Below are 5,407 nucleotides of genomic sequence, written 5' to 3'. Positions count from 1 at the left end.
TTTCTCGGTTCACGGGCATTATAAACCCTTCTTAGTGACCGTACAATGTTATTTTCCCCCTGCACGGTCACTAATCGGTTTCAAAATCATTATTGAGGTAATTTAAATTCCCGAGAAAGCTCTGAAATCTCCCGTCCTTTCATTTCAAACACGGACATTTTTATTTTATCATCCAATAAATCCAAAATAACATATGTTTTTTCCAATCGCTCACGAGGAAGACGGATACTTCCTGGATTTAAGAACAGCGTTCCGCCAATCACTTCCGCACCTAGGACATGCGAGTGTCCAAAGCAGACGATATCGGCATTAACCTCTTGTGCTTTATACTTTAAGTTCATCAAAGATGTTTTCACAGAATATCGATGTCCATGGGTAATGAAGAACTTTCTGCCGGCAATTTCAGTGGTTGTATCTAAAGGGTACCCTCCGCCGAAGTCACAGTTACCCATTACGGTTAAATAACCGGAAATGGATGGATCATCCGGCATCAATTGTGAATCGCCGCAATGAATCATCAAATCGACATCTTTCAAATGTCTTTCTCGCAAAACCTGGAGTTCTTTTGTCAAACCATGACTATCGCTAACGACTAAAACCCTGCTCATGCCTCATTAGCCTTTTCTAAAAAACCATCCAGGACATTATCCAGCTTTTTAAGTGCATTCGCTCTGTGGCTGATTTTATTTTTTTCATCAGAAGTAAGCTCAGCCATAGCACGGCTCTTATCAGGAACATAAAAGACGGGATCATAACCAAAACCATTAGTACCACGTTGCTCTTCTAATATGCGCCCTTCACAGGTGCCTGACACCGTGAATGTTTCTTGCCCTGGAACTGCCACTGCTAATGCACAATAGAAACGGGCAGTGCGCTCCTCCTCGGGAACGCCTTTTAATTCAGACAGAACTTTTTCTGTATTTTTTTGATCGTTCTTTGGCTCTCCTGCATAGCGGGCGGAAAAGATTCCTGGTCTGCCTTCTAAGACATCCACGATTAGGCCGGAATCGTCACCAATCACCATTTTATTTAGCGCCTGGGAAACAGCCTCCGCCTTCAAAATGGCATTTTCTTCGAAAGTTGAGCCTGTTTCTTCTACTTCAGGGATTTCGGGAAAATCTAGCAGGGTTTTGACCGAAAATCCTCTAGGGGCAAAAATATGCTCAAATTCTCTTGCTTTGCCAGGGTTTTTAGTAGCAATAATAACTTCTTTCATCATAATCTCCTCTTTACTAGGCTTTTTTCGAAATCCAGTATTAGCTATTTCTTTCTCCGGCCCTCTATTTTCTTCGTAATCTCTTCGCCAAGGGCTGTTTTTTGATGTTCAAACAGCTCCATCAGCCCTTCCTGCGCGGCATGGAGTAAGCCTTGCAGCTGTTCATAAGAAAAAGTAGATTCCTCGCCAGTCCCCTGTAATTCGACGAACTCACCGCTCCCTGTCATTACGACATTCATATCAACGTGGGCCTTGGAATCTTCAGCATAATTCAAGTCGAGAACCGTTTCACCTTTTTGTAAGATTCCAACGCTCGTAGCTGCTAGATAATCGATAATAGGAAACTTTGACAATGATTTTTTCTCCGATAAACGATTGATTGCTATAGTCATCGCGACAAAAGCCCCTGTAATCGAAGCCGTTCTGGTGCCGCCGTCTGCTTGAATGACGTCGCAATCAATCCAGACGGTTTTCTCACCAAGGGCATTTAGGTCTACTACTGCACGGAGTGCTCTGCCAATTAAACGCTGTATCTCCATAGTCCGGCCGGAGACTTTTCCTTTTGAGGATTCCCTTATATTTCTCGTTTCCGTTGCCCGTGGAAGCATCGAATATTCGGCCGTAATCCAGCCCTTGCCCTCGCCTCTCATAAACGGCGGGACTCGATCTTCGATGCTCGCCGTACAAATTACCTTCGTATTCCCTACGGAAATGAGGACAGATCCTTCGGGATGCATTAAATAGTTTGTTTCAATATGTATTGGCCTTAGCTGTAATGGCTCCCTGCCATCAACACGCATAACATACGCCCCCTTCATTTACTTCAATGCCAAATAAAGAAGAGGCGGCCTTTAAAAGCCAACCTCTTTCATGGTCACTATATAGTATAACAAAAAATTTTTTTTAGAAACTACCTGTATTGACTTTTTCTGGACGAGTTACCGGCTCAGTTAATTTTTTGCCTTCATCATTTTTCAGCTCAGCCTTGCCTTTAACTTGGATGGCCACTTTTTTAATGTCCTTTTGCTCCGTTAAGGAAAGCACCAGAGCATTTAATAATGATTGTGAGATTTCTTTTTCTTCAAAGCTGCCATAAATATTTTCATCAAAGTTCAAAGTCACCTGACCATTGGCAATCTTAGGCGCTTCTAAAAGCTTTACATCAGACATAAACTCAGAGACTAGGTTTGAATTTTCACTAGGCCCTTGAATCAATTCGTTCACTACCGCAGTAATGTTATCCTTCTCACCGGCAGGGACACGGCGGGTTACCGGTACATAGTAATAGGAGCCTTCTTCCTCTCCACCTATGTAGTAGACGGTTACAGGCTTCGTATTCGTAATATCCATTACATCCGTTGTATCAATGTTAATACCCGATGCTCTTGAAAGATGCTCGCTGATTGGAGTCCCTTTCACAGGCATTTTCGTCAATGGGGTTCCATTCATTTTAAGAGCAACTGACTTAATATTATCAAATTGTGTTAGTGTCCATGTGATCGATTGAAGGATCCTCTTTTCATCTTCTGCTTTGTAATCCTTGAATTCTTTTGAAAAATTAACAGTAGCTACTCCATCTTTATCAATATTAACTGACATGTCCGTGTCCTCAGGCAGGACGGCACGGAAGTCATTTGGGAGCAGGTCTGTTACCTTACCATTTACCACTAAGTATTCAAGGGCCTGCTTGGCTACTGAAGCTGTCTTCGGAAGAGCGATTGTTTGTGGAACGACATAGCCGTTTTTATCAATTAAGTATAGCTCTGTTTGAACAGTGTTTTCAGTGTTGGCCTTCTTCGCAGCCGCTGTTTCTTTACTTTCTTTTTTATCGACTACCTGTGTTGTTTTTGGCGGATCAATTTTCTTTTGTATTTCACCGCCAAACAAGCCGCAGCCAGATAGCAGCACTGATGAAGTCAGCACCGTTAAACCAAGGATTTTTGCTTTATTTTTATACAAATTAATTCCCCCCTAAGACAGTTTGTACTAATATGTATACGAGCCTAGGAAAAAATTAGACCGCCTTAGGGCAGAAAAATAGAACATCTTTTAAAAATTTTTTCCATACAAAAAGAGCTCTCAAATTGAGAACTCTACAGTTTGATTTTCTTTACTTCATTTATCGGGATTCCCAGCCACTGTGAAGCAATTTTTGAAAAAATCCTTCTTGACCCGGTTGTATAAAATTCATGGTCCGGTTCTTCCTCACAAGTTTCCAGCAAGCCATTATACTGCAGAATGGCACTAATTTCCCTTGCTGTTTCATCGCCTGAACTAATGACACTGCAATTGTCACCCATAACATTTTTAATTAATGGTTCCAATAGCGGATAATGAGTGCAGCCTAAAATTAATGTGTCCAAATTTTGATTTTGGAGCGGTTTTAATGCCTCATCGACTATTTTCTCTGCAATGGGGCCGTCAAACTCACTACTCTCAACAAGTGGGACGAATTTGGGACAGGCCTGGCTAGTCACAAAAAGTCGGCTATTAAGTGATTTAAGTGCCCTTTCGTATGCACCACTTTTAACCGTCCCTTCTGTACCGATAATCCCAACCCGGTAGTTCTTCGTCCGCTTGATAGCTGCTCTTGCTCCTGGATTAATGACCCCAAGGACAGGAATCGATAGTTCTTTTCGAATCTCATCAAGAGCTGCAGCCGTTGCCGTGTTGCAAGCAATTACAAGCATTTTAATGTTTTTTTCTAGTAAAAAGGTGGTCAATTCCCATGTGAACTTTTTTACTTCCCTCGGTGTCCGAGGCCCATACGGACAGCGGGCGGTATCACCCAAATAAATGATTTTCTCATTAGGAAGCTGCCGCATTACCTCTTTGGCAACGGTTAATCCACCCACACCTGAATCGATTACACCAATTGGTTGTTTCAAATTTCTCGCCTCTTTTACCGCATTTCCTGATGAAGTTTCATCAAGCTTTTTTGAAGAAATTTAATTTCTTCCATTGAGAAATCGTCTAATATTTCTTCCAAATAAACTTGACGCTTTTTAATTACTTCATCAATAATTCTTTTACCTTCTTCAAGCAGATGGATTCTGACCACACGACGGTCGCTTGGATCCTTCACTCGTTCAACAAGCAGATTTTTCTCCATTCGGTCTACAAGATCCGTTGTTGTACTGCAGGCCAAATACATTTTATTTGAAAGATCACCGATAGTCATATCGCCATCTTCAAACAGCCATTGCAAGGCAACAAATTGCGGAGGAGTAATTTTATAATTACTTAGCATTTCTCTTCCTTTTTGCTTGATGATTCCGGATATGTAGCGTAAATCTTTTTCAATATTGGCGACAATTTCCCCGCTAATTATTTCGGTATTATCGAGTTTCATGATTCATACACTCCTATAAAAAAACTTCTCCCAAGACAAGAGTATCTATTTTTTTATTAAATAGTCTTAATGCTTGTACTTATTTTCTACTTTTTTCGCTAAAATTTCAAGTTGAAATAATCGAAGAGTCGTTTATCAAAAATAATGAACCGGCGTCCAAAATGGATGCCGGTCATTGTTATAGTTCGAGCTCTCCCATTCGAAGGAGCTCTACAACAGCTTGAGAACGCCCCTTTACACCAAGCTTTTGCATGGCATTCGAAATATGGTTTCGAACCGTTTTTTCGCTTATAAAAAGTTCACCAGCGATTTCCTTAGTTGTTTTGTCCTGAACTAAAAGTTCGAATACTTCTCTTTCGCGTTTGGTGAGTAATGGCTTGTGAGTATAATCATTCTCCTTCAAGTATTGTGACCCTCCTTGCCTTCGCCAGTTATGCACCGGGGGTGGGTATATATTTAGTCACCATATCTTATGTGCATAAGGCAATTGGAGTGACTATATTTCTTTAAAGGAAAATAAAATTATATGCTAATTTTTTCATTATTTATGAGCAATTTTTTCTGTTGCTCTGTCCACGGAAACCCTTTGCCTGTCTTTTTGGAGATTTGAACGATTGTTACCCTGCTGACAAAGCCAATCGAACAGTCTTCCCTTTTCCCCATATAGTGGATGTCTGCGGAAGAATTTCCAACGGATTCTGCTTTAACATAGATTGTTAATTGTTCATCAAAGAAAATCAGAACTGGATTCTGTCCGCATGAACGACCGTTCATTGACCGTACATAAGCGTTTTTTCTCTTAGAGGGAAATGAAACACCTTTTCATTGACCATCCACAA

At 40.9% G+C, this 5,407-nt stretch carries 8 protein-coding genes; all 8 read right to left on the bottom strand.

The annotated features are described in order from the left end of the window. Positions 1-89: 89 nt before the first annotated feature. On the bottom strand, positions 90-608 hold the full coding sequence (locus V7161_RS08540) for a metallophosphoesterase family protein (RefSeq protein WP_335444057.1): 519 nt from the start codon (positions 606-608) through the stop codon (positions 90-92). Next, entirely contained in the window at positions 605-1,216 is a 612-nt protein-coding gene (locus tag V7161_RS08535) for an XTP/dITP diphosphatase (RefSeq protein ID WP_335444055.1), read from the bottom strand. Before V7161_RS08535 ends, V7161_RS08540 begins: the two co-directional genes overlap by 4 nt. Positions 1,217-1,260: 44 nt before the next feature. Next, the gene (gene rph / locus V7161_RS08530) at positions 1,261-2,016 is read right to left on the bottom strand and encodes a ribonuclease PH (protein WP_335444052.1); all 756 of its coding nucleotides are present in this window, start codon (positions 2,014-2,016) and stop codon (positions 1,261-1,263) included. A gap of 103 nt (positions 2,017-2,119) precedes the next feature. After that, positions 2,120-3,175, bottom strand: coding sequence for a GerMN domain-containing protein (locus V7161_RS08525; protein WP_335444050.1), 1,056 nt, complete (start codon positions 3,173-3,175; stop codon positions 2,120-2,122). Between the two features lie 134 nt (positions 3,176-3,309). Then, positions 3,310-4,104, bottom strand: coding sequence for a glutamate racemase (gene racE, locus V7161_RS08520; protein ID WP_335444047.1), 795 nt, complete (start codon positions 4,102-4,104; stop codon positions 3,310-3,312). A 14-nt stretch (positions 4,105-4,118) separates the two neighbouring features. After that, positions 4,119-4,568: a MarR family winged helix-turn-helix transcriptional regulator gene (locus tag V7161_RS08515; protein WP_335444045.1), complete on the bottom strand. Its 450-nt coding sequence runs from the start codon at positions 4,566-4,568 to the stop codon at positions 4,119-4,121. A 178-nt stretch (positions 4,569-4,746) separates the two neighbouring features. Then, entirely contained in the window at positions 4,747-4,971 is a 225-nt protein-coding gene (gene gerE / locus V7161_RS08510) for a spore germination transcription factor GerE (RefSeq protein ID WP_026572264.1), read from the bottom strand. Positions 4,972-5,090: 119 nt separating this feature from the next. Beyond that, a complete protein-coding gene (locus V7161_RS08505) occupies positions 5,091-5,342 on the bottom strand; it encodes a hypothetical protein (protein ID WP_335444041.1) in 252 nt (83 codons plus the stop codon). Between the last annotated feature and the right edge of the window lie 65 nt (positions 5,343-5,407).

It is taken from the genome of Neobacillus drentensis, from assembly GCF_036965425.1.
Taxonomy (GTDB): Bacteria; Bacillota; Bacilli; order Bacillales; family Cytobacillaceae; genus Neobacillus; species Neobacillus drentensis_F.
The sequence above is the reverse complement of the archived record's forward strand: the minus strand, read 5'-3'. Positions and strand labels throughout refer to the sequence as shown.